The organism is Dysgonomonas reticulitermitis (assembly GCF_054601275.1).
Genome location: NZ_BAAHWU010000008.1, coordinates 1 through 26,262, shown reverse-complemented (window position 1 = coordinate 26,262; position 26,262 = coordinate 1). Strand labels below are relative to the sequence as shown.

Genomic DNA, 26,262 nt, shown 5'->3' with positions numbered 1-26,262 from the left:
TATCTATGCGTATAGATATAATAAGTGTTCTGCCCGAAATGTTTACCGGACTGATAGACTGTTCTATTCTGAAACGGGCACAAGACAAAAAACTGGTCGAAATACATGTTCATAATCTCAGGGATTATACAACGAATAAACATCGGCGTGTCGATGATTATCCTTTTGGTGGAGAAGCAGGCATGGTATTGCAAGTGGAGCCAATAGACAATGTTATTTCGGCATTAAAGAAACAGCGGAATTATGATGAAGTCATCTATACATCACCCGATGGAGAAGTTTTCAACCAGAAGATAGCCAATGTGATGTCTTCGTATGAAAATATAATAATCCTTTGCGGACACTATAAAGGCATTGATTACCGGGTAAGAGAGCATCTTATAACTCGCGAAATATCTATCGGTGATTATGTGCTGACAGGCGGTGAACTTGCTGCTGCTGTGATGGCGGATGCCATTGTTCGCCTGATACCGGGAGCGATAGGAGATGAACAATCAGCCCTTTCCGATTCTTTTCAGGATAACTTGCTGGCGCCACCGGTTTATACACGTCCGGCGGAATATAAAGGCTGGGAAGTACCTGAAATACTTCTGTCAGGACATCAGGCCAAAATCGATGAATGGAAATTACAACAGGCCATGGAACGAACCGAACGCTTGCGCCCTGATTTATTGGATAAAGAAGAATAAAAAAAGAAGTAATAAGGGCAAGTTTATCTAATAACCCGCTTCAAAAACATTAATTAACATTTCTGTTGGGAACCTGCTTATAGCCGGAGTTTAAATGTTAATAGCTTCAAATATTGAATAAGAAACTCATAAATAAAATTTATAACTAACGCTTTTAAATAAATGTGTGTCGCCATACACACACTTTTTAGCTAGTTTGCGAACTGGAGTGAACAAAACGCTACTTTTTTGTATTGATGCGGATTTTTCAGTATATTATCGATAAAATATATGAGCCATTTTATTTTTATTTGCCAATAAAAAAGTACCTTTGTAAGTAACGAAATAATGTATGTTAAAAAGCCTTTTATGAACTCCAGTCTATATGATTTTCTGCCCATATTAATGCAAATTGCTTTTTGCGCGATATTTGTTTTTGCTACAGTATTTGTATCGAAGGCTCTGGGTCCGAAACACAGAAGCTCACGAAAAGAAGCAAATTTTGAATGTGGCCTTGACCCGATAGGAAATGCCAGGTCGCCTTTTCCGGTAAAATATTTCTTAATAGCTATTTTGTTTGTTCTTTTCGATATAGAAATTGTCTTTATGTACCCTTGGGCTATTAATTTCAAAACTATTGGGTGGGATGGCTTGTTAAAAATGGGAGGCTTTATTGTTCTTCTACTTGTAGGCTATCTATATATAGTGAAGCGAAAAGCTCTGGATTGGGAAAAATAAAGATATAAAATTATGAGCAAATCTTCTAATATAAATGTAGTACCTGCTCCTGACGGATATACAGGGCATGGATTTTTTGCTACAAAATTCGATTATGTCGTAGGATTGGCCCGGGCCAATTCTCTTTGGCCATTACCGTTTGCAACATCCTGTTGCGGAATTGAATTTATGGCCACTATGGCATCTACTTATGATATGGGACGTTTCGGAGCCGAGCGTAATAGCTTCTCTCCGCGTCAGGCTGATATGCTGCTAGTGATGGGTACTATTTCAAAAAAAATGGCGCCTATCCTTCGTCATGTTTATGAACAAATGGCAGAACCTAAATGGGTGATAGCTGTGGGAGCCTGTGCTTCGTCGGGTGGAATATTCGATACATATTCGGTATTACAGGGGATCGATAAAGTAATTCCGGTAGATGTATATGTGCCGGGATGTCCGCCTCGCCCGGAGCAGATTTTGGATGGCGTGATGCAACTACAAGAACTGGTAAAACATGAATCTGTGCGTCGTAGAGGTTCCGAAAGATATCAGGAATTGCTTGATTCATATAAATTTGAATAAGGAATGGCACTTGAAATAACAGAAATTCAAAATAAAATCATAGAGAAATTTGATTCCGAAGCATTCAGTTTCAGAATGGAACAGGATATTCTCACGTTTGAGGTTTCACCTTCTGTCATAAAGGATGTTATTCGTTTTATGAAGGATAATGAAGCTCTGCGTTTCAATTTTCTGACAGATCTATGTGGTGTGCATTATCCCGATAATGCGAAAGACGCTCAATTCGCGGTTGTGTACTTGTTGCATAACTGGATCGATAATGTTCGGGTGCGTGTCAAAACGTTTTTAAACGGAGAGGCTCCTGAAGTCGATTCTGTCGTTGAGGTTTTTGCCGCCGCTAACTGGATGGAACGCGAAACATACGATTTCTATGGTATAAACTTTGTCGGGCATCCCAATCAGAAGCGTATTCTCAATGATGAAGGCATGGTGTCTTTTCCGATGCGGAAAGATCACCCGTTGGAGGATGCCGGACGTACCGATAAGGATGACCGTTTCTTTGGTAGAACACCTAATAATTACGAACCACAATAAAGCAAAGGAGGGAAATGTTAGAACAAACCATAAATCCGGAACATCGCTTTGCGAAAATGGTGAGGGAACAGACCTTTGAAGACGGCCGTGAGCTTAGTGTATTGAACTTTGGGCCTACGCATCCTTCTACTCACGGTGTATTTCAAAATATATTGCTGATGGATGGCGAACGCATCTTAGATGCAGATACCACTATCGGCTACATTCATCGTGCCTTTGAAAAAATAGCAGAACACAGGACTTTCTATCAGATTACTACCCTGACAGACCGTCTTAACTATTGTTCCGCGCCTATAAACAATATGGCGTGGTGGATGACTGTGGAAAAGGCTCTTGGAGTAGAAGTGCCGAAGAGGGCTCAATATATGCGTGTTATTGTCATGGAACTGGCGCGTATAACCGACCATTTGATATGTAATGGTATATTGGGCGTAGACCTTGGTGCATATACGCCGTTTTTATATGTAATGAAATACCGTGAATTAGCTTACGAGATATACGAAGAAATTTGCGGAGCCCGACTGACTACCAATATGGGACGTATAGGCGGGTTCGAACGTGATTGGAGTAAAGCTGCTTGGGATAAACTTGATGAATTTCTAGAAGGATTCCCTAAGGCTTGGGATCAGCTTGAAAGCCTGTTCAAGCGTAATCGTATTTTCATGGATCGTCTTATCGGGGTCGGAGCCATTTCTGCCGAAAAGGCGATCAATTATGGATTTACAGGTCCTAACCTGAGAGCTACGGGTGTCGATTACGATGTGCGTGTAGCGCAACCATATAGCTCTTATGAAGATTTTGACTTTATCGTACCTGTCGGACAATCGGGCGACACTTACGATCGCTGGTGTGTTCGTGCGGCAGAGGTAAAGGAGAGTTTAAAAATAATCCGTCAGGCACAGGATAATATGCCTGAAGGGAATTTTCACGCTGATGTGCCTGATTATTATCTTCCACCTAAAGAAGAAGTCTATACGCAAATGGAGCAACTCATCCAGCACTTTAAGATTGTGATGGGCGAAGTTCCTGTTCCGATAGCTGAGGTATATCATGCTGTGGAAGGTGCAAACGGAGAATTGGGTATGTATCTTATTACAGACGGATCACGGACACCTTTCAGAGTCCATTTCCGCAGGCCATGCTTCGTTTACTATCAGGCGTTTCCTGAAATGATAAAAGGAGGATTATTCTCCGATGCAGTGGCTACGCTTTCAAGTATAAATGTTATTGCCGGAGAATTAGATGCATAATCTAATATGCCGATTTGAAAATATGATAATGTGCCAATTAATAATATATATCAACTAAAAAGCTAATGGCTAAAGGCTAACAGCTAACAGCTTATATGGAATATAAACAAGTAATAAATATGTCGGATGAACTGATGGCCCGCATCGACGAACTATTGAGTCATTATCCGGCAGATAAGAAAAAATCGGCATTATTGCCTGTTTTGCATGCGGTACAAGATGCCCATGACAATTGGCTGAGTCTGGAGCTGATGGACAAGGTCGCTGAAATATTAGAGATTACTTCCATCGAAGTATATGAGGTTGTAACATTCTATTCGATGTTCAATCAAAAACCGGTAGCAAAGTATATGCTTGAATTTTGCCGTACAGCCTGTTGTGGCTTGCGTGGAGGCGAAAATCTGATGGATTATACCTGTCATAAATTAGGTGTAAAACCAGGAGAAATTACCTCGGATGGTATGTTCAGTGTGGTGGGTGTAGAATGCCTTGGGGCATGTGGTTACGGGCCTATGCTTCAACTTGGAGATAACTACCATGAGAATCTGACAGAGGAGAAGATAGACACTTTGATAGAAGATTGTAAACAGGGTAAAGTAAACCTATATTAAGTTTTTGCGATGGGTAAAAAAATATTATTAGAGAAAATTGATATTCCCAATATTCAGGAATATGAAGTTTATCGCAAAAGCGGGGGCTATGCTTCTGTAGAAAAAGCCCTTAAAACTATGACACCCGATGATGTTGTCGAACAAGTCAAGACATCAGGCGTGCGTGGACGTGGAGGAGCTGGTTTCCCGATGGGCTTAAAATGGAGTTTCATTGATAAGAAATCAGGTAAACCCCGTCACTTGGTGGTAAATGCCGATGAATCGGAGCCCGGAACCTTCAAAGACAGGTATCTGATGCATCATATCCCGCATTTGCTCATCGAAGGCGCTATTGTTTCCAGTTATGCACTGGAAGCTAATTTGTCTTATATCTATATCCGCGGTGAGTACATGTGGATATTCAAAATTCTTGAAAAAGCAATTAAAGAAGCCTATGCCAATGGATGGCTGGGTAAGAATATATTAGGAACAGGCTATGATCTCGATTTGTATGTGCATTGCGGCGCGGGAGCATACATTTGCGGAGAAGAAACAGCCTTGATAGAATCGTTGGAAGGCAAACGTGGTAATCCGCGTATCAAACCACCGTTTCCTGCTGTGAGCGGGTTGTGGGGAGAGCCTACGGTTGTAAACAACGTGGAGTCTATTTCTACTGTATCGTGGATTATAAACAATGGTGGAGAGGAATACGCTAAAATAGGGCTGGGTAAATCGACAGGTACTAAATTAATGTCTGCTTCGGGTCATATTAAAAATCCGGGAGTATATGAAGTAGAATTAGGTATAACCGTTGATGAATTTTTCAATTCCGATGAATACTGTGGAGGTATGATGGACGACCGTCCTCTTAAAGCTTGTATTCCGGGCGGATGTTCCGTGCCGATTTTGCCGGCCCGATATATCTTCAAAACCGCGAATGGCGAAGATCGGTTGATTACATACGAATCACTTGCAGACGGAGGATTCGTTACAGGATCATCGCTTGGGTCAGGAGGATTTATAGTATATAATGATACGGCTTGTATTGTACGTAATACATGGAATTTTTCCCGTTTCTATCATCACGAGAGTTGCGGGCAATGTTCTCCGTGTCGTGAAGGAACAGGGTGGATGGACAAAATCCTTCATCGTATAGAGACCGGATACGGGCGCGAAGAGGATATCGATTTACTTTGGAGTATCCAGAGCAAGATAGAAGGAAATACGATCTGTCCGTTAGGTGACGCGGCGGCATGGCCTGTAGCGGCGGCAATTCGTCATTTCCGTGAAGAATTTGAATATCATGTTCGTTTCCCTGAAAAAATAAAAGACCGGAATCACTTTGTGAATGAACCGATGGAAAAGGTGAGACACTTATTACAGCCATTAGCCAATAGCTATTAGCTGTTAGCAAAATGGTTGTTATCACGGATTTATAAAATAAAAGGCTAATAGCTAACGACTATAAGCTAACAGCTAAAGATATGAAAATTACAATAGATGGACATACAATAGAGGTCGAAGCAGGTACTACTGTTTTGCAGGCTGCCCGTATGATCGGTGGCGAAAGCGTACCTCCTGCCATGTGTTACTATTCGAAACTAAAAGATTGCGGAGGTAAATGCCGTTGTTGTTTGGTAGAGGTAAGTAAAGGCAGCGAGAAAGATCCCCGCCCGATGCCGAAACTTCAGCCGTCGTGTGTAACGGCAGTTCAGGATGGTATGGAAGTAAAAAGCGCTACATCCGAAAAAGCGTTGGAAGCCCGTAAAGCTGTAACAGAGTTTCTGCTTATTAACCATCCGCTCGATTGTCCTGTATGTGATCAGGCGGGAGAATGCGATTTACAGAACCTGGCTTATGGCAATGGCAATTTCAAATCGCGCTATATAGAAGAAAAACGTACATTCGAACCTGAAAATATAGGCCCTTACATACAACTGCATATGAATCGTTGCATTCTTTGCTATCGTTGTGTGAAACTGGCTGAGCAATTAACACCCGAACGGATTCACGGAGTGGTAGGACGTGGCGATCATGCTCAGATATCGACTTACATCGAAAGGGCTATAGATAACGATTTTTCGGGTAATGTGATAGATGTTTGTCCTGTTGGTGCCCTTACAGATAAGACTTTCCGTTTCAAATCGCGCGTATGGTTCAATAAACCGTTTAATGCGCATCGTCATTGTACCAAATGTTCGGGTAAAGTAACGTTATGGATGTTCGGCGATGCAGTTCAACGGGTAACAGCGCGTAAAGACGAATGGCACGAAGTAGAAGATTTTATTTGCAACGAATGTCGTTTCGAGCATAAGAACGTTGCAGACTGGACAATTGAAGGTCCTCGTAAATTTGAAAAGCCGTCTGTTATCAATGTCAATAACTATACAACTCCTCAGAAGAAAGTAAAAATAGAAACTGATGATTTGGTATTGGAAGGACGTGAGGAAGACAGAGAAAAGATAAGTATGACCGGTTCGCCTTACGATGCAAACGAACTGGAAGCTATTAAGAAAACCAGAGATGATAAATAGATACAAGTAGACAAGGTACGAGATACTAGTTAAATAACTAGTCAACTCGTTTACTTGTTAACTTGTCAACTAAATAAAATATGGAAGTTACATTTATTATAGAAAAATTGATCTTTATTGTTCTTGTATTTGCAGTTACAATGTTCTTCGCGTTGTATGCTACATATGCCGAACGAAAGGTTGCCGGGTTTCTTCAAGACCGTCTGGGACCAAACCGGGCAGGTATTTTCGGATTGTTACAACCGATAGCCGATGGGGCAAAACTTTTCTCGAAAGAGGAGTTTATGCCGAATACGCCGAATAAGATACTTTTTATCTGCAGCCCTGCTATTGCAATGACGCTATCCCTTCTGGGAACGGCCGTTATTCCTTGGGCAGAGAAGTTCGTTATCGCGGGATATGAGTTTATTCCTCAGGTCGGAGATGTGAATGTGGCTGTTTTATACATCGTGGCTGTATTATCGGCTAGTGTTTATGGTGTTGTTATCGGAGGGTGGGCTTCTAATAACAAATACTCGCTGATGGGTAGTATCCGTGCGGGTGCACAAATGATCTCGTATGAAATAGCGATGGGATTGTCTATTATTGCTCTGATAATGATGACAGGTTCACTCAGTTTGCGCGAAATAACTTTGCAGCAAGGCGGATGGAACGGGATGGAGTGGAACATTATTTACCAACCGCTGACATTCCTTATTTTCCTTGTATGCTCTTTTGCAGAGTGTAACCGTACCCCGTTCGACCTAGCGGAATGTGAATCGGAATTGGTTAACGGACATCATACAGAATATTCTTCGTTAGGAATGGGATTCTTTATGTTCTCGGAATATGCCAGCATGTTCTTTTCATCGGCGCTTATTTCCGTGTTGTTCTTCGGAGGATATAACTATCCGGGAATCGACTGGGTAAATGAAAACTGGGGTGTGAACATTGCTAATATTTTTGCGGTATTGTCACTGTTGGCAAAAACATCATTCTTCATATTCTTCTATATGTGGGTGCGTTGGACAATACCAAGATTCAGATATGATCAGCTAATGAAACTAGGGTGGAAGGTACTGTTTCCGTTGGCAATAGTAAATATTTTCCTTGTGGGAATCTTCACGCTGTTATTTAAATAAGGATTGCAATGTCAATAAAAGATATATCATTATCGGGAAGAAAAGCTGAGGTCGTTGATAAAAAAATGACTTTGAAAGAACGTCTTTACCTGCCTGCTATTGTGCAGGGATTGGGTATTACGATAAAGCATCTTTTCAAAAAGAAAGTTACTATTCAATATCCTGAGCAGCAACGTGAATTCAGTCCTGTCTATCGCGGACAACATGTCCTTATGCGTGACGATCAGGGACGTGAACGTTGTACCGCTTGCGGGTTATGCGCTTTGGCTTGCCCTGCGGAGGCTATTACGATGGTAGCAGCCGAACGAAAAAAAGGAGAGGAACACCTCTATCGCGAAGAGAAATATGCGGCAGTGTATGAAATAAATATGTTGAGGTGTATTTTCTGTGGATTGTGTGAAGATGCTTGTCCTAAAGAAGCCATATTCCTTACGAAGTCGAAAAAGCTGGTGAAACCGAAGCTCGACAGGAAAGACTTTATTTATGGCAAGGATAAGCTGGTAATATCGGTAGAAGATGGTAAGGCAAGAAAATACGATTAAATTAGAGATACGAGATACAAGGCACGAGGTACAAGTTTTTTCAGCTTTAATAAAATACTCGTCTACTTGTTTACTTATCAACTCGTTAACTTAAAATATATGATAACAATCGTTTTTTACATTTTAGCAGCAATTACACTTGGAACCGGACTTTTGACAGTTTTGGCGAAGAATCCGGTACATAGTGCGGTATACATGATTATATGCTTCTTTTCCATATCGGGACATTTTCTGTTGCTGAACGCATTGTTCCTTTCGGTTATTAATATTGTTGTTTATGCAGGGGCTATCATGGTATTGTTACTCTTTACCCTGATGTTGATGAATCTGAGCGAACAGCATGAACCGAAGAAAAAGATCATAAGCCGTGTGGCAGCTACCGTATCGGCCTGTCTGATGGCGTTGGTTATATTAGCAACATTAATAAAGTCTACACCGGTAATAGAAACATACAAAGCCGAAGGGTTGGATTACAACTCGGTGAACGTTATCGGGCAGGTGTTGTTGGATGAATACCTCGTGCCATTTGAGTTTGTATCCATACTGTTGATTACTGCTATGATAGGAGCTGTATTGATTTCTAAAAAGGAAAAAAAAGCTTAAGCTATGCTGGATAATATATTAGAACAAATAGGTATCGACAATTACATATACCTCTCCATTTTGCTGTTTTGTATTGGAGCATTGGGAGTACTGTTTCGTCGTAGTACAATCGTTATGCTCATGTCGGTTGAGCTAATGCTTGCGGCAGCAAATATGTTGCTTGCAGTTTTTTCTGTTTACCATCAGGATACTAGCGGGCAGGTATTTGTAATTTTCTCGTTGGCTGTCGCGGCTGCCGAAGTTGCAATCGGGCTGGCCATCCTGGTGGCTATATACAGGAATATAGGTACGATCGATATCGATGAATTGAAAAACTTAAAGGGATAATCGCATGGATAAAATATTAGTATTAGTACTTCTGCTCAGTCCGCTTGTAGGTTTTCTTATCAATCTGTTGATTGGAAAGAGCATTATCGGACGTTCCCGTACAGGAGTCATAGCCACAATAGCTGTGACTATAAGCTTTATAATCTCTTTCATATTTTTTATCCGTATCCTTTCTACGGAAGAACCTATACGTGTCGATCTTTTTGAATGGATTGCTCTGGGAAGTTTTACCACGAATCTGGCTTTTACTCTCGATCAATTATCGCTACTTTGGCTCTTGTTTGTGACTGGTATCGGTACTTTGATCCATATCTATTCGATAGGATATATGAAAGACGATGAGCGTATAGACCGTTATTTTGCTTATCTGAATCTCTTTATATTCTTTATGTCGGTATTAGTAACAGGAAGCAATCTGTTAGTAATGTTTATCGGTTGGGAAGGTGTAGGCTTATGTTCCTATTTTCTCATTGGATTCTGGTCTCAGTACCATAAGAATAACGATGCGGCAAAAAAGGCCTTTGTTTCGAATCGTATCGGAGACTTGGGCTTTGTGATTGGTATCTCCGTGCTGGCATATTTATTTAATACTGTAGATTATGAAACACTTAAAGTTGCTATTGCCACATCTTCAAATCCCGAAATATCTTCCATGCTCGGGCTTGGTACACTTGCTTTATTTGTAGGAGCAACAGGAAAGAGCGCTCAGATACCTCTCTATACATGGTTGCCTGATGCAATGGCAGGGCCAACTCCTGTTTCGGCTCTGATCCATGCAGCGACGATGGTGACAGCCGGTATATTCATGGTAATTCGCCTCAACTTCGTGTTCGATATGACTCCGGATGTGCAAATGCTTATAGCTGTCACAGGGGCGGTAACAGCGCTGTTTGCCGCATCTATAGCCCTTGTGCAGACAGACATAAAGAAAGTATTGGCATATTCTACCGTATCACAATTAGGATTTATGTTCCTTGCTGTTGGGCTCGGAGCATATAGTATTGCGGTATTTCATGTTATTACACATGCATTCTTCAAAGCTTGCCTCTTCCTTGGTTCAGGCTCGGTTATTCATGCTATGGGAGGAGAACAGGATATGCGCAGGATGGGCGGCTTGAAAACAAAGATGCTGGTAACATACGCTACGTTTGTAGCTGCCGCAGCATCTATAGCAGGTATACCGCCGTTAGCAGGATTCATTTCCAAAGATGAAATAATGCTGGCAGTATTTGAGCATAATATCTGGTTGTGGGGTATTGCCGCTATTGCATCCCTGATGACAGCATTCTATATTTTCCGTGTACTATTTCTTACCTTTTACAAAGACTTTAGAGGTACCGAAGAACAAGCTCATCATTTACATGAATCGCCTAAAACGATGACTGTTCCTCTTATTGTACTGGCTATCTTGTCAGTTGTAGGAGGCGTGATCGGTATACCCGGATTTAGTTGGCTCAATCATTATTTAGAGCCCGTGTTGCCGGGATTAGCTGTCGCGGAAGAGCATTCGTTTGGTTTTCAAGAGTATGGAGTGATGCTTATATCTATCATTCTGGCTTTTGCAGGACTTACCATTGCATACATTAAATATGTGAAGAAATCGGAAGTACCGGCAGAAGATAAAGATATTACAGGTTTTGTAAAAGTCCTGTACAACAAATATTATGTAGATGAAATATACAGGAAATTTATTACAAATCCTCTATATGCTCTGGCTGACATATTCAACAAATATATAGAACCTACGATCAAAAATATTTTCAAGATCGGTGGCGGAATTGTAGAAGTATTGTCGTTCCCCGCCAGAAAACTGCAAAACGGCAGCCTGGGATTCTACTTGTTTTTCTTTGTGTTGGGATTCAGTTCGTTAGTAATCTATTTATTCCTTGTATAAACTGAAAGAATATGAACATAGTTATTATATTGATTATACTATTAGCCGGCTCGATATTTACATATCTGTCGGGAAACCGTTTTGCATCGAAAGTCGCTATACTTTTCAGTGTTGCCGCCGCGGTATTTTCAATAGCCCTTTATTTGAATTATGAGGGTACGGGAACAAATTTTAGTGTGAACTGGATAAGTAATCCGGATATATCTTTCTCTCTCAAGGCTGACGGCCTGTCCATAGCCATGTTGTTACTCACCACGATTCTTGTTCCTATTATCCTGATAGCGGCACAGGCACGTGAGTTTAAGAACGAGAAATCGTTATACAGCCTTGTCATGTTTATGACATTTGCCATGGTAGGAGCATTCTTGAGCAGTAATGCGTTGTTATATTATATTTTCTGGGAAATGTCGCTTGTACCTATCTACTTCATTGTTGTTTTGTGGGGTAATGGTGAGATAGCGAAAAGACGTAGAGCTGCGATGACTTTCTTTTTATTCACATTTATGGGATCGCTATTTATGATGGCGGCTATAATCTATTTATATGTGAAAACCGGAAGTTTTGAGTTAGAAGCATTCCTCAATGCCAATCTGACTCCAACTGAGCAGATATGGATATTTCTGGCGTTTTTCCTTGCTTATGCAATTAAGATACCGATTTTCCCTTTTCATATGTGGCAAGCCAATGTATACAGTAAAGCTCCGGCCATTGGAACCATGCTATTAGCAGGTATCATGTCTAAGATGGGAGCATACAGTGTTATTCGTTGGCAATTACCGATAACTCCTTATGCTTCGCAGGAACTAAGGACTATTGTATTGATATTATGTGCTGTCGGTGTTGTATACGGCGCTATATTGGCATTAAGGCAAAACGAAATAAAACGTTTTCTGGCATATGCATCTTTGTCGCATGTAGGTTTTATAGCTGCGGGCGCTTATGCTCTAACCTTCGATGGAATAAAAGGAGCTGTAGTATTGATATTAGCTCATGGCTTTGGTATGGTAGCGATGTTTTATTCGGCTGACATTATACAAAACCGTACAGGTATATTAAGAATCAGCGATCTCGGAGGAATCAAGCCTTACGCACCCAGGTTTACAGTGGCATTCTTCCTTAGTATTTTATCCTCTATCGGAGTACCGTTGACATTTAATTTTATAGGAGAATTTACCATCATGTACGGGCTTTATCAGGTAAGCGTATGGTTTACTATAGCTGTAGGATCATCAATGTTCTTAGGAGCGTTATTCATGCTGCGGATGTTCCAGTATGTAATGCTGGGACCTCCGGCTAAAAAGCCATTCAGAGACTTGTCGAAAACCGAAGTGGCGGTATTCTCTTTATTTATAATTGTCCTGTTTGTTTTCGGAGTTTACACGAAACCGGTTACAGATCTCCTGACAGCTAGCATAACAGAGATAGTGACATACATTAACAGATAATAATTAGTTAAGATATAATGAGTACATTGATAACCATTTCAGGATTAGGAATAATCAGCCTGCTGTTAGAGATTCTCAATTTAAGAAAAATTCTTGTCCCTGTCGTCTTATTTGGATTGATAGCTATATTAGGAATGACTATAACCGAATTTTATCTGGGTGAACCGGTAATTGGCGCGGACAAATATAATATGGTTGTGGCATCGGGTTTCTCACAGGGCTTTTCTATATTATTCATCATACTTTCTATTCTCATTGTAATGATGAGCCCTAAATTTTATCAGGAGAAAGTATCGAAAATAGCAGACTATGTTTCCTTGAAAATATTTATGCTGGCCGGTGCTGTGGCTATGGTATCTTTTGGCAATTTCGCGATGTTTTTTATCGGGCTTGAAGTTCTCTCGATAGCAGCTTATGCCCTTGCATCAAGTGAGCCGGATAAAGTGAAAAGCAATGAAGCCGGAGCAAAATATTTCATCATGGGGGCTTTTGCTTCGAGTTTTATATTATTCGGCCTTGCTCTTATTTATGGAGCTATCGGCTCATTCGATACAGGTACTGTGGCTATTGCATCGGCAGCTCAGGCAGGAAGCCTTCCGGTATGGTTTAGTATCGGCTTTCTGATGATCGCTACCGGAATGATGTTTAAAGCATCGATCGTTCCTTTCCATTTTTGGGCGCCTGATGTATACGAAGGTTCGCCGACATTGGTAACGGCCATAATGAGCACTTTAGTGAAAGTTGCCGCAATAGGAGCATTCTATAAAATATTAGTTGTCTTGTCGGCAGGTATTACTCCTTTGTTCCAGACTATATTGATTGTTCTGTGTATTCTTACATTATGTGTGGGTAATATTACAGCAATCAAGCAAACGAATATCAAACGCATGTTGGCTTATTCCGGAATTTCTCATACTGGTTTTATGATGATGGCCTTAATAGCCCTTGATTCGCCAAATACTGTCCTTTATTATGCAGCAGCATATAGCTTTGCGGGGATAGCTGCTTTTGCTGTTATACTCGGCGCATGTCATGGGAAAGATAATGAAGATATGACAAATTTCTTCGGGCTGCTCAAGCGCCAGCCTCTTTTGTCCGTTATTCTTACAGGAGCACTCTTATCATTAGGAGGTATCCCTGTTTTCTCAGGTTTTTTTGCAAAGTTCTTTGTTTTCAATCAGATGCTGCAAATAGGGCATGTTCTCGTTGTTATATTCGGTATACTCAACTCTGTCGTGGCTGTCTATTACTATCTTGGAGTAGTAAATGTAATGGTTACTAAAGAAAGTTCCGAAACGGATAAATTGAAGGTTCCACCCGAATATATAATCGTTGCAATAATAGCTATTTCTCTTAATATTATATTGGGAATATTCCCCTCGGTTATTATGGGGCTGGGGTTATAGGAGTTATTATTCATAGAGATACAGGGAAGCAGGTCTGGATGATCTGCTTTTTTTATTTTTCTTATGGGAAAATCTATAAAGGAATACTCTGTATATAAAAAGCTGTTTTATGGCATATATTTTCGATTGTTCAGATATGCTATTTTAATATTTTTTTAATACTTTTACGTTAATTATATTTTATAATAACATCACTATGAAAACACTTTGTTCTCTGGCACTGGTACTGTGTTCGTTATTCATTTTTCAACAAAATTATGCCCAATCAAAGTATGGAAATGTAACTATGGATGAACTTACTATGCAGGTCTATCCACAAGATACAACGGCGGCGGCTGTTGTTCTGTTAAAAAAAGGGGATGCTCGTTTTAAATTTTCGGAGCTTTATGGTTTCCAGTTTGAGTATACCTTACAGGTAAAAATAAAAATATTGAAAACCGAAGGGTTGAAGTGGTGTAATGGAGATATAGATTATTACGAAGCCAGCAATTCATCAAAAGAACAGATAAATGGATTGTCGGGGACAACATATAATCTGGAAAATGGGAAGATAATAAAAACTAAACTGTCAAAGGAATATATTACAGACGAAGACATCGATAATAAATATAAAGTGAAAAAATTCTCTATGCCTGCGGCAAAAGTGGGGTCTGTAATAGAATATAAGTATACGATTGTTTCTGACTTTTTCTATGAACTTAGGGAGTTTCGGTTTCAAGAATCAATTCCTGTAGCTTATGCTTATTATGAGGCGAAAATTCCGGAATACTTTAGATATAATATCAATTTTCAGGGTTATGCTTCTTTAAAGACTTTGCGTGAGCCGGAGAACGAAAGTTTTCGTCTTAGCGGACAGCTTATCCCGTGTAGTGCCGAGAAGATCAAAAGCGAAGGGTTTGATCTCCCTGCTATGAAAGAAGAAGGCTACTTATGGACTATCAACGATTACATCTCGAAAGTTTCTTTTGAACTTAAGTCCGTTTATTTTCCCGGAAGTACAATTCAGAACTACTCTTCTTCCTGGACTAACATTGACAAGGAACTATTAGCTTCCAGTGTATTTGGTGGAAATACAAAAAAGGCAGACATGTTCAAAGAAGAGATACAAAAAGGTGATATAAACTTGGAAAGGGCACGGGAAATACAGAATATGATAAAATACAGGGTTAAGTGGAACGAGCGGAATAGCCTCTACCCTCAAAATCTGAAAGAAGCTCTTAAAACAGGATTAGGGAACAATGCTGATGTGAACTTTTTGCTTATCAATGCCTTGAAAGCCGGAGGTTTTGACGCATTCCCAGTGGCATTAAGTACAAGAAGTAATGGACGCTTGCCGTTTACACATCCAAGTGTCGCAGCGCTGAATTATGTAATTACAGGTGTCAAAATAGATACCGTTATGTATTTTACCGATGCTGCGGCTAAATATGGAGATTGGAATCTATTACCGGAAAAGTGTATGGTTCCCCAGGCTCATATTATAAAAGAAAACGGATGTGATTGGGTAAATCTTACTTCCATATCAAAAGGATTAGTTATGAAAATCGGAAAGTTTGAATTTTCAGGAAACGAATATATTGGAAGAATAACTGATTCGAGAAAAGATAATGAGGCTTATGATTTTAAGAGTTATTATTATGCGCACAAGGATAAAGATGCATTTATTGAGACCTTATCTAAGAGAACCTCTTGTGAAATAGATAGTTTCAATATCCAGAATTTGGATAATACAGCTGAAGCCCTGAAAATAGAATATATCCAAAAGACCAATGTAGATATGGGTGAGGAATTTATTTATATAAGTCCTCTAATTGACAAACATTACACAGAGAATCTATTCCGTACCGAAACCCGCGTTTATCCTATTAATTTCGACTATTTGACAACATATATGCAAATGGTGGAAATAAAAATACCGGAAGGTTATGTTGTAGATGAAATGCCTAAGCCTGCAAGGATGGTGATGAATGATAATGATATTGCACTTAGTTATAGAATCGGTGTGGATGGAAATCTGATCAGGCTAAATTATATATATCAGCTTAAAAAACTGGAATTTCCTGTAACAGAATACGAAGCCATCAGAGATTTTTATGCTAAACTGATAGCTAAAAACTCGGAGCAAATAGTGTTGAAAAAAGTAAGTGCAGTAAAAGAATAAAGTTATGAAACGATTATCGATTTTTGGCATATGCATTTTCCTGATCAGCTATTTGCAAGCTCAGACAGGCAATCTTTACGAAAATGCCAATGCAATAGTAAAGGAGCGTAATGCCGTATTTACTCAAACAGATATTAATAATGCGACATATAAAGTAACAGAGATTATTACAATATTAAATAAACAAGGAGAGGAATTTGGATATTTTACTGCATATGGTGATAAATTTAGAGAACTCAAGGATTTTTATGGAGTTATAAGGAATGCAGCGGGAGCAGAGGTGAAAAAAATCAATAAAAAAGACCTGAGTATATCTTCTATTTCGGAAGGGTTTAAGTCAGATGATTATAGTATTAGTTATGCAAGTAAACACCCTGCTTATCCATATACAGTAGAATATACCTATGAATTTAAATTTAAGAATGGGATATTATCTTACCCTCCATTTACGCCTATTGAAAACTATAGACAATCTGCAGAGAAAGTGCATTATACAATAGAGTTGCCTACTGATATTAAATTGAGGTACCATTCTAATTTTGATTGTAATATAAAAGAACGTACAGGGAATAATAAGCATATATATACTTTTTCTGCCGAAAACTTAAAAGCTATAGATAAAGAGCCCCTATCTCCTGTGTCAAGAGAAATTGTACCGTTAGTGTATATTGCTCCGTCCGATTTTTGTTATGATTCATTTTGCGGCAATTTATCCAATTGGAACAATCTGGGTTCATGGGTATCCGGACTATTGAAAGACCGGGATCTTTTGCCTGTCGATTTTGTCGCGAAATTGCATGATATGACAAAAGATGCGAAAACTGATCGGGAAAAAGTTGCTATTGTCTATAAATATCTCCAGGAGAATACTCGCTATGTAAGTATACAGCTCGGTATAGGTGGATATAGACCGATTGAAGCAGCCTCTGTATTAAAAACGAGATTTGGTGATTGTAAAGGACAGACAAACTTAATGAAAGCCATGTTGAAGGCTATTGATATTCCTTCTAACTATTGTGTTATAAATATGGGAGATGATAAAGAGCTACTACCGGATTTTCCGAGTTTCAATCAAAATAATCACGTGATACTGTTGGTTCCTCTACAGAATGATAGTATTTGGTTAGAGTGTACCAGTGCTACAACTCCATTCGGATACGTACATGACGGTATCGCCGGACATGATGTACTCGTAATTACTGATAGTGGAGGTAAGGTATGTCGACTACCGACTTATACCAGTAAGCAAAACAAGAAAGAATCGAGATTGCAGATAAATATTTCAGAAGATGGTACAGCTAAAGGCGATATAACATTTGTGGAACATCTGATAGGATACGATTATGCCAGGAACTACTACGATATTTTGTCTAATGACAGGGAAAAGAGGGTGGAGTATATAAATGCCAATGTAAGTATGCCGAAGATTCAGATAGGAGAGATAAATACGAGTGAAGATAAGTCTGCCCTTCCGTTCTGTTCTCTGACATTAAAATATGAGGCAATGGATTTTGCGAGTAAAACAGGTACAAGATTATTTATTCCTGTATGTCCTCTTAAAAAAAATAATTACAATGTGTTTTCTGCAGCTAAGCGCAATTTCGATATAGAAATTCCTGATGGTTTTTCCGAGTCGGACACGATTGTTATACAAATACCTGAGGCCTATATTCCTGAATCCTTGCCGAAGGATATTTCCTTGACAACAGATTTTGGGACATTCTCATCACAAAGTATATTGGAGGGAAATAAAATTATTTATATTCAGAATACAGAGATTATTTCGGGACGGTATAGTAAAGATCGATATAAGGAAATCAAAGATTTTTTTGGAGAAATAGCCACTGCCATCAAACGGAAAGTTGTAGTAAAGAAATCTTAATATAAAAGAAAAAAAGCTGAAACAATATTTTCAGCTTTTTAATTTTCTTTCTATTTCCGCGATTTCTTCCCGGAATGTTTTATCAACCTCCATTTGCTCTTTTACTATTTTACAGGCATGCAATACTGTAGCGTGATTCTTCTTGCCTATCAGTGAACCGATTTGAGCCAAAGACATTTCCGTATATGTCTTAGATAAATACATCGTAATCTGCCTTGCCTGAACTATCTGGCGTTTACGGGAGGCTGTATGTATTAGCTCGTTCTTAATATTATAAAAGTCACAAACAATAGATTCTATTGTGTTTACAGTGATCTTTTTAGCTTCTATCTTCTTTATGGCCTGGCTTATTACACGACGAGCCAAAGGTAGGTCTATATCTTTGTTATAAACCAAAGAATGGGCCATTATGGATACGATTATTCCTTCCAGGTCACGGGCGTTGTCAGTTACATTTTCTGCAATATAATCTACTACATCTTCGGGGATGGTCAATCCATCATGAAGAATCTTGTTTTGAAGAATCTTTAGCCTTAGGGCTTTGTCCGGATTATCTATTTTGGTTGTCAATCCCCATCTGAAACGAGTAAGCAATCTTTCCTCTACACCTTGCAGTTCAGACGGCGCTTTATCTGAAGTTAAGATCAGTTGTTTATTGTTTTGATGCAGATGATTAAATATATGGAATAACGTATTTTGAGTCTTTTCTATTCCGGCAAGCTCATGTATGTCATCTATAATGAGGACATCAATACCTTGGTAAAAATTGATAAAATCATTTGTTGTGTTATAACGTCCGGCTTCTGCATACTGAATCTTGAATAGATGAGCCGATACGTATAGCACCCGTTTCTCCGGGAAAAGCTCTTTAATACAATTGCCTACAGCATGACAAAGATGTGTTTTGCCTACTCCGGAAGTACCATGTACAAATAACGGATTGAACGCTGTTTTCCCCGGGTTTTGGCAAATGGCATCCCCTGCTGTGCGAGACAATTTATTGCTTTCTCCTTCGAAGAAATTGTCAAAGGTATATTTATGATTCAATTGTGAATCGAAGTCATCTGCGACAACCTTTTGGAATGGATTCGGTATTTTGTTTATGTTCTTATTGGTGAACTTGTCAGAAGTAGTCGATTTTGCATTCCCTCTATAATCAACTAATGTATTAGAGGTGTTTTCTATCAATATACGGTACTGCAATATCGTATCATTTCCAATTTCCCTATGTAGAGTTGCTTTCAGCAAATCCACAAATTTATCTTCCAGATACTCATAAAAGAATTGGCTGGGAACCTGTATTGTAAAAATCTTATTTTCATAAGAGAGAGGTACAATCGGTAAAAACCACGTTTTAAAAGCAGCCTCGGATACATTGTCCTGAAACACTTTTAAGCAGTTAGCCCATAATTTATGAGTAGAAGAAGATTCCATTTATGTAAAAAGAAAATAATTTATGAAACAGTAGATTCGACTTATCGATTTTTGAATTGTTTCGTTATGTAAATTTCAGAATAAATTTTAAAATAAAAAAGCGGGTCTAAATTTGTTTATTTAACAAAACAAATATCTGATTTAAAGTCAGCGAGTTATGTATATTCCTTGTGTAACCCCCTTTTTCCATATGAGAACCATTGATAAACAGCGCGTTATGTATTTAATTAGTCTTTAACCGAATTTTAACAATCATTCCCAAAGGTATTGATGTTACACCTTTGTAGAAAATGAATGTTTTTCGTTATTTAGAATTATTATAAATAATAAGGTCAAAAAACTTTAACATTTATATAGCGGGATGGGTTCTCTCGTATATCTTTAAGTAGTAAAGAAGCATTGTTAATAGTGCTATTGATACTATCATATAGATTACGGTCGTTAAGTAATAATCCCAATGAACTATCTTTCGACGAAATTTTAGTCGATAGTTGTTGTATGTTTTTCATAGTTGAATCTACTGCCTTGTATGTAGATGCAATGTCCATCTGGTTTAACTGTTTTGTAAGACCAGTCAGATCGCTGGACATTGTGTTTAAGTTACCCGTAACAACAGGCACATCCTTGTTAAGGCTAGCCATCATAATATTAAGCTGCTTAGTTGATTTCGCCAGATCGTTTGTTATCTGGGTTACATCAGATAATGACTGTGACAAAGCAGGGCTGTTGACAAGAGTATTAATGCCTGTCAATATAGAATCTATTTTAGGAAGCAAATTTTGTATTTGAGGAACCATCTTATCTGCGGCATCGAGCATACCTTTTTTGCGAATGCCGATAATAGTGTCAGAATTAGATATATATTCCGTTGTATAAGGATTCGTTTCCATTATTATTGTCGCAGAACCCAACATGGAGACATCAAGATACATTTTGCTACCTTTCGGTATATTAAGCCCTTTGTCCATATTTAGGTAAGTAACTATTCGATTCGGATTTTTTGGATCCATTTCCATTGAAGATACCAGTCCAACCTGAAATCCGTTTATAGTAACCGGAGTTGCTTGCGTCAGACCAGATACATCATCAAATACTACTATATATGTATTCGAGGACTTGAATATATTAAAACCTTTCAGGAAACTAATTCCGTAATACAATAAGAACATTGCTATTACAAATGCAATGCCGATCTTAATTTCTTTGGATACTTTACTCATAATTCTATATCGTATTTTATTCTAATCTATATAATTTTATTTTACTCGCTTGCCATCTTTAAATTTTACGATAAAAGCATCTTTGAATTTAATGTTTACCTGATGCTGAATATTTACAATTTCTTTTAAGCTTGTGGTAGATCCGTAAGTATACTTATATCCCCCCTCATCTTTATAAAATGTGACTGGCGTTAGTCCTTTGAAACTTGAAGAATTGTCCGGCAGTTTTTTCATCGAAATCAAAAATTGAACTCTATATTCGATTTTTCCTGTTAAATCTGCTTTCTTTGGTTCTTGTGTGGCGTTGCTAACCGGTTGTTCATCATTTGTATTCCCAACGGTAGCACTGGCTTTTGTGTCGAAGGAAAAATCATCCTCTTTGTCTGCTACTGCAAATTTCCCTTGTTTTTTGTCAAATTCCCTCTTGTATTTTTTAAATCCGGAATATATCGCAGAAGCCATAGTCCGTTGCCCACTCTTTGTAGACAGGAAGCTGGCTTCACTTTGATTGTTTATAAAACCGAGCTCAATCAATATGCTCGGCATGCTTGTCTTTCTCAAAACTAAAAATCCGGCCTGGCGAACACCTCTGTCTGAGCGCTTGGCTACAGTTTTAAAATCATTTTGGATTAAATTTGCCAACTGTAAACTTTGCTCCATAAATGTATTAGTCATAAATTCGAAGATGATATATGACTCAGGTGATCTGGGATCGAATCCCTCATACTTTGTGGTATAATCATCTTCCAGTAAGATAACAGAGTTTTCGCGTTTAGCTACTTCTAAATTTTCTTCACTACGGGCCAACCCCAGAATGTAAGTGTCTGCCCCGGATGCATTCGTTGTTTTAGCGCTGGTAGAATTTGTGTGAATAGAAATAAACAGATTCGCTTTTGCTTTATTTGCTATTTCCGTCCTTCTATCCAGAGCTATGAATACATCTGTTTTTCTGGTATATACAACTTTAACATCCTTGTAATTTTTTTCGATTAGTTGACCTAAGGCCAGGGCAACACCTAGATTTATTTCTTTTTCTTTGTAAATTCCTCTTACCGCGCCGCCGTCTTTTCCGCCATGACCCGCATCGATAACGACAACAAACTTAGAATCCGAAGCATTCGATATGCCGCAGAAAAGGAATAAACAAAAAATAAGACCTAAAATTCGTTTCATGTTTTTTAGAGTTCTACTCTAATTAAATTATGCCTTATATATAACTTCGTTTTTAAGTTCTTTGTTTTCGAAAAAGCTTTGGATGTTTTGCATCGTAGTTTGCGCAATATTTCCCATAGCCTCTTGTGTAAAGAATGCCTGGTGCGATGTCACTATTACATTGTTAAAAGATAAAAGACGAGCCAATACATCGTCAGTCATTACTTTGTCTGAATGGTCTTCATAAAAATACGCACCTTCTTCTTCGTATACATCAAGTCCGGCGTAGCCCACTTTTCCGCTGATCAGTCCATCTATCAGATGTTTCGTGTGTATTAATTTCCCTCTACCGGTATTGATTATCATCACGCCGTCTTTCATTTTAGATATAGATTGGTCGCTGATCAGATATTCGGTTTCTTTAGTCAACGGACAATGCATTGTGATTATATCCGAATTGGTATATAATTCATCCAGGCTCACATATTTTATATTGTTGGCCTCGGCAAAAGCTGCGTCAGGATAAAGGTCGTAAGCAAGTACATTCATCCCTAATCCTTTGAACAATCCGATGGCTGTTTTTCCTATTTTTCCTGTTCCTATAACTCCTACAGTTTTTCCGTACATGTCGAATCCTTGGAACCCTATGAGTGAAAAATTGCTGTCGCGCGTGCGAAGGAACGCACGGTGGACTTTCCTGTTCAGGCAAAGCATTAAGGTCAAAGTGTGTTCGGCTATGGCATGAGGTGAATAATCCGGTACACGTACTACCTTAATTCCTTTTTTTGCAGCAGCAGCTATGTCTACATTGTTAAATCCCGCACATCGCAATGCGATCAGCTTTATTCCATAAGAATGAAGCTTGTCGATTACGGCTGAATCAACAACGGCATTAACAAAGATACAAATTGCATCGGTACCACTGGCTAAAAGTACATTGTTTATATCAAGATGTTCTTTATGATAAATCAATTCGAATCCGAAGTCCTTATTGACTCTATCAAATGTAGCCCTGTCATAAGGCTTTGCATCAAAGACCGCTATTTTATATGGCATAATATCATTCTAAAAAAATGTTTAATACTCTTATGCAAAAGTAAATAAAATAACTTTTATCCTCAAAAGTATTGCTTCTTAACTTTTTATAAACAATAAAGGGAGCCAAAAGCTCCCCTCATTTCTATGTAGATGATTATTTGGCGTAGCTTACAGCTCTGGTTTCCCTGATCACTGTAATTTTTACCTGACCAGGATAAGTCATTTCATCCTGAATCTTCTTAGCAATATCGGTTGATAATTTCTCAGTTTCCACATCGTCTATCTTATCGGCACCAACGATCACACGAAGTTCACGACCTGCTTGTATAGCGTATGTTTTCAAAACTCCCGGATACGATAAAGCCAGTTGTTCCAAGTCATTCAAGCGTTTGATGTATGCTTCCACTATTTCGCGGCGGGCACCCGGACGGGCTCCGGAGATAGCGTCGCATACCTGTACTATAGGAGCAAGAAGGCTTGTCATTTCCACTTCATCGTGGTGAGCGCCTATCGCGTTGCATATATCCGGCTTCTCTTTATATTTTTCAGCGAGCTTCATCCCCAGAAGGGCATGAGGCAATTCCGGTTCATCATCAGGTACTTTGCCTATATCGTGTAATAATCCGGCTCTTTTTGCTTTTTTTACATTCAGTCCTAATTCTGAGGCCATAATAGCACATAGGTTTGCTGTTTCACGAGCATGTTGCAATAGGTTCTGTCCGTAAGACGAACGGTATTTCATTTTACCGACCAGACGGATCAGTTCGGGATGTAGTCCATGAATGCCAAGATCGATAGTTGTTCTTTTACCGGTCTCGATAATTTCTTCTTCTATCTGTTTCTTTACTTTCGTTACTACTTCTTCTATGCGGGCAGGATGTATACGTCCGTCTGCTACTAATTGATGGAGAGCCAGGCGCGCTACTTCCCGTCTTACCGGATCGAAGCCGGAAAGAACTATTGCCTCGGGGGTGTCGTCTACGACGATTTCGATACCGGTAGCTGCCTCAAGCGCACGTATATTACGGCCTTCGCGACCGATAATGCGTCCTTTTATTTCGTCAGACTCTATGTGGAATACTGTTATGGCATTCTCTATGGCTGTTTCAGTCGCTACACGTTGGATAGACTGGATGACGATTTTTTTGGCTTCTTTGTTGGCGGTCATCTTAGCCTCTTCCATAATGTCGTTGATGTAAGACTGGGCATGGGATTGAGCTTCGTCTTTCAGCGCTTCTACCAGCTTTTCTTTTACTTCTTCGGCTGATAATCCGGAGAGAGCTTCCAGATGCTCAACTTCTTGCTTATGCAGTTTGTCCAGATCTTGTTTTTTCTTCTCTATCACTTCTAATTGAGTATCCAGATTAGTCTTAATAGTATCAACTTCGCTTCTTTTGCGTTGAAGTTCTTCTTGTTTCTGATTCAATCCAAGTTCGCGTTGTTTCAGTTTGCTTTCTGCGGCTTGGAGTTTTGAATTGCGGCTGTTAGCCTGCTTTTCAAACTCAGATTTCATCTGTAAGGCTTGTTCCTTAACTTCCAGTAATTTATTCTTTTTGATCACTTCAGCCTCTTGTTCGGCTTCTTTAACCTGACGTTTTAATTTTGAGCCCGACAATGAGTTCAAAACTATCCACGTCACACCTCCTCCAATGAAGAAGGCTATCACGATTAGTATAATACTTAATATATCCATAATTTTATTTCTATGTAATTTTAAATTTATATAATAAACAAAACGCTAACTAAAGATGATTTTAGTCATCTTATAATTAGCGCTTTAGATCTTTTATGTGTATAATAATTATTTTACTTGCCCTTTAAATAACTGTCCAATTCTTCAGTTAACTTTTTAATTTTGACTTCAAACAAATTTGTTCTTGCCTGATATTCTACCTTTTCCGCTACAGCTTGTATTGCAGTCATTGCCATGTAATCTGCGTTTTGTAACGAACGGGAAGAATCTCCTGTAAAATAATTTTTATATTGTCCTAATTTATAATCTATTTCATCAGCAGCTTTTCGATACATCTCTTCATTTTTTCTCTCGATTCGTAAAGGGTATCGTGTGTTGGCTACTCGTAGATTAATAATTAAATGATCATCCATAACTTATACATTTTTTCAGCTTTTCAGCATGGTGATACATTTATCTACATCTCGCGCTAATTTCGACAATCGTTTCTTTGCTTGCTCTTTTTCTTCCGGACTCCCGGATGTATATGATCCGGCAAATTTTAAATTGTCATATTTTATTTTCAGCTCTTCGACCAATGATGATAAACTTTCTACTTCCGTGTTTTTTTGCTCCAACTGTTGCTTTAATAGCGAATTTTCGTCTTTAAGCATATCACAGAGGTAAATTAATTGCCTCATTCTTAATTCAAAATCGGCTAAAAGTTTTTCATCATTTTCAGTCATAAAACAGCCAAAATGCAAGACAAAAATAGGTAATACCAACGAATTAACAAAATTATTCTCTTTCTAATTTCCTTAAAAACAAACAAAAACAAAAAGGGATGCTTATTTATATGATAAGCACCCCTTCCGGAATGAATTTTGTCTGATGTTTTTTACAATAGAACGACTTGTAGATCGTCCTTTAGTTCGTTGAATGCTATTTTGCCTTCTCTTGCCAACCAACCAAGGGCTGCATACATGTCTTTCTCTGTCAATTTGCATGCCTTTTTGATTTCCTTCAGAGACTTGCTGCCGTCTGCATCAAGATATGTCCAAATGATGCCTGCGTTCGCGCCTATTTTTTCTTTCATAATGGGTGTTATTAAATAAATAAATTCGTATTCTCATCATCTCTAACAAAAATACGTAAAATAGCCCACTAAACCAATTATTTATTACATATTTTTTAACATAATCGGCAATTTATGTCATATTATTCATGTGAATCAGTAGTTGAAACGTTCGATTATTTTCATCCTTTTCTTCTGCGCGCAATCATAGATTGCTAGCGTCCCCCCCGTTTGGCGTAGGCGCGGCTAAAGCCTGACAAGGCAGCCGCTTGTCGTGCGTCAGCCTCCCGCGCATTAGTTCCGCAGGCGGGGCACCCACAATGTCATTAAGTTAAGGATTTATAGTATTGATTATTAGGCGTATTCGCTTTGATTTGTGATATATTTTTATTATATTTAAGTAGTAATTAAC

General features: G+C 38.8%; 25 protein-coding genes. 17 read left to right on the top strand and 8 right to left on the bottom strand.

What is annotated here, in order from left to right; translation table 11 throughout:
* Positions 1-5 precede the first annotated feature (5 nt).
* From trmD to ACYPZI_RS05565, 17 genes are all read left to right on the top strand, one after another.
* Entirely contained in the window at positions 6-689 is a 684-nt protein-coding gene (trmD, locus tag ACYPZI_RS05645) for a tRNA (guanosine(37)-N1)-methyltransferase TrmD (protein ID WP_459599485.1), read from the top strand.
* Between the two features lie 348 nt (positions 690-1,037).
* Entirely contained in the window at positions 1,038-1,406 is a 369-nt protein-coding gene (locus tag ACYPZI_RS05640) for an NADH-quinone oxidoreductase subunit A (protein WP_459599483.1), read from the top strand.
* Between the two features lie 12 nt (positions 1,407-1,418).
* On the top strand, positions 1,419-1,970 hold the full coding sequence (locus ACYPZI_RS05635; protein WP_459599481.1) for an NADH-quinone oxidoreductase subunit B: 552 nt from the start codon (positions 1,419-1,421) through the stop codon (positions 1,968-1,970).
* A 3-nt stretch (positions 1,971-1,973) separates the two neighbouring features.
* Complete coding sequence (locus ACYPZI_RS05630; protein ID WP_459599479.1) at positions 1,974-2,504, top strand: NADH-quinone oxidoreductase subunit C; 531 nt, start codon at positions 1,974-1,976, stop codon at positions 2,502-2,504.
* A gap of 14 nt (positions 2,505-2,518) precedes the next feature.
* Entirely contained in the window at positions 2,519-3,754 is a 1,236-nt protein-coding gene (gene nuoD / locus ACYPZI_RS05625; RefSeq protein WP_459599477.1) for an NADH dehydrogenase (quinone) subunit D, read from the top strand.
* Positions 3,755-3,849: 95 nt separating this feature from the next.
* A complete protein-coding gene (locus tag ACYPZI_RS05620) occupies positions 3,850-4,365 on the top strand; it encodes an NADH-quinone oxidoreductase subunit NuoE family protein (RefSeq protein ID WP_459599475.1) in 516 nt (171 codons plus the stop codon).
* Positions 4,366-4,374: 9 nt separating this feature from the next.
* Entirely contained in the window at positions 4,375-5,748 is a 1,374-nt protein-coding gene (nuoF, locus tag ACYPZI_RS05615) for an NADH-quinone oxidoreductase subunit NuoF (protein WP_459599473.1), read from the top strand.
* Between the two features lie 80 nt (positions 5,749-5,828).
* The gene (locus tag ACYPZI_RS05610; protein WP_459599471.1) at positions 5,829-6,878 is read left to right on the top strand and encodes an NADH-quinone oxidoreductase subunit G; all 1,050 of its coding nucleotides are present in this window, start codon (positions 5,829-5,831) and stop codon (positions 6,876-6,878) included.
* An 80-nt stretch (positions 6,879-6,958) separates the two neighbouring features.
* Positions 6,959-7,999: an NADH-quinone oxidoreductase subunit NuoH gene (nuoH, locus tag ACYPZI_RS05605; protein WP_459599469.1), complete on the top strand. Its 1,041-nt coding sequence runs from the start codon at positions 6,959-6,961 to the stop codon at positions 7,997-7,999.
* Between the two features lie 8 nt (positions 8,000-8,007).
* Positions 8,008-8,541: a NuoI/complex I 23 kDa subunit family protein gene (locus ACYPZI_RS05600; protein ID WP_459599467.1), complete on the top strand. Its 534-nt coding sequence runs from the start codon at positions 8,008-8,010 to the stop codon at positions 8,539-8,541.
* A gap of 99 nt (positions 8,542-8,640) precedes the next feature.
* On the top strand, positions 8,641-9,144 hold the full coding sequence (locus ACYPZI_RS05595) for an NADH-quinone oxidoreductase subunit J family protein (protein WP_459599465.1): 504 nt from the start codon (positions 8,641-8,643) through the stop codon (positions 9,142-9,144).
* Positions 9,145-9,147: 3 nt separating this feature from the next.
* The gene (nuoK, locus tag ACYPZI_RS05590) at positions 9,148-9,471 is read left to right on the top strand and encodes an NADH-quinone oxidoreductase subunit NuoK (RefSeq protein WP_459599463.1); all 324 of its coding nucleotides are present in this window, start codon (positions 9,148-9,150) and stop codon (positions 9,469-9,471) included.
* A 4-nt stretch (positions 9,472-9,475) separates the two neighbouring features.
* Complete coding sequence (gene nuoL, locus ACYPZI_RS05585; protein WP_459599461.1) at positions 9,476-11,365, top strand: NADH-quinone oxidoreductase subunit L; 1,890 nt, start codon at positions 9,476-9,478, stop codon at positions 11,363-11,365.
* 11 nt (positions 11,366-11,376) lie between these two features.
* A complete protein-coding gene (locus ACYPZI_RS05580; RefSeq protein WP_459599459.1) occupies positions 11,377-12,810 on the top strand; it encodes a complex I subunit 4 family protein in 1,434 nt (477 codons plus the stop codon).
* A gap of 17 nt (positions 12,811-12,827) precedes the next feature.
* Positions 12,828-14,216 (top strand): NADH-quinone oxidoreductase subunit N, encoded by a 1,389-nt coding sequence (locus ACYPZI_RS05575; RefSeq protein WP_459599457.1) that lies wholly within the window; start codon positions 12,828-12,830, stop codon positions 14,214-14,216.
* A 196-nt stretch (positions 14,217-14,412) separates the two neighbouring features.
* A complete protein-coding gene (locus ACYPZI_RS05570; protein WP_459599455.1) occupies positions 14,413-16,377 on the top strand; it encodes a DUF3857 domain-containing protein in 1,965 nt (654 codons plus the stop codon).
* A 4-nt stretch (positions 16,378-16,381) separates the two neighbouring features.
* Positions 16,382-18,259, top strand: a complete 1,878-nt coding sequence (locus ACYPZI_RS05565) for a DUF3857 domain-containing protein (protein ID WP_459599453.1) — start codon at positions 16,382-16,384, stop codon at positions 18,257-18,259.
* Between the two features lie 30 nt (positions 18,260-18,289).
* Here ACYPZI_RS05565 and dnaA read toward each other — a convergent pair whose 3' ends face one another.
* The 8 genes from dnaA to ACYPZI_RS05525 all read right to left on the bottom strand — a co-directional run bounded on the left by dnaA (position 18,290) and on the right by ACYPZI_RS05525 (position 25,871).
* Positions 18,290-19,693 (bottom strand): chromosomal replication initiator protein DnaA, encoded by a 1,404-nt coding sequence (gene dnaA / locus ACYPZI_RS05560; protein ID WP_459599451.1) that lies wholly within the window; start codon positions 19,691-19,693, stop codon positions 18,290-18,292.
* Between the two features lie 332 nt (positions 19,694-20,025).
* Entirely contained in the window at positions 20,026-20,913 is an 888-nt protein-coding gene (locus ACYPZI_RS05555; protein WP_459599449.1) for an MlaD family protein, read from the bottom strand.
* 36 nt (positions 20,914-20,949) lie between these two features.
* A complete protein-coding gene (locus ACYPZI_RS05550; protein ID WP_459599447.1) occupies positions 20,950-22,086 on the bottom strand; it encodes an N-acetylmuramoyl-L-alanine amidase family protein in 1,137 nt (378 codons plus the stop codon).
* Positions 22,087-22,113: 27 nt separating this feature from the next.
* The gene (locus ACYPZI_RS05545; RefSeq protein WP_459599445.1) at positions 22,114-23,121 is read right to left on the bottom strand and encodes a 2-hydroxyacid dehydrogenase; all 1,008 of its coding nucleotides are present in this window, start codon (positions 23,119-23,121) and stop codon (positions 22,114-22,116) included.
* A 136-nt stretch (positions 23,122-23,257) separates the two neighbouring features.
* Positions 23,258-24,796 carry a ribonuclease Y gene (rny, locus tag ACYPZI_RS05540; protein WP_459599443.1) on the bottom strand — a complete coding sequence of 513 codons (1,539 nt, stop codon included), beginning with the start codon at positions 24,794-24,796 and terminating at the stop codon, positions 23,258-23,260.
* Between the two features lie 113 nt (positions 24,797-24,909).
* Positions 24,910-25,209: a cell division protein ZapA gene (locus ACYPZI_RS05535; protein ID WP_459599441.1), complete on the bottom strand. Its 300-nt coding sequence runs from the start codon at positions 25,207-25,209 to the stop codon at positions 24,910-24,912.
* 15 nt (positions 25,210-25,224) lie between these two features.
* Positions 25,225-25,476 carry a hypothetical protein gene (locus tag ACYPZI_RS05530; RefSeq protein WP_459599439.1) on the bottom strand — a complete coding sequence of 84 codons (252 nt, stop codon included), beginning with the start codon at positions 25,474-25,476 and terminating at the stop codon, positions 25,225-25,227.
* A 197-nt stretch (positions 25,477-25,673) separates the two neighbouring features.
* Positions 25,674-25,871 (bottom strand): winged helix-turn-helix domain-containing protein, encoded by a 198-nt coding sequence (locus ACYPZI_RS05525; RefSeq protein ID WP_459599437.1) that lies wholly within the window; start codon positions 25,869-25,871, stop codon positions 25,674-25,676.
* Positions 25,872-26,262 lie beyond the last annotated feature (391 nt).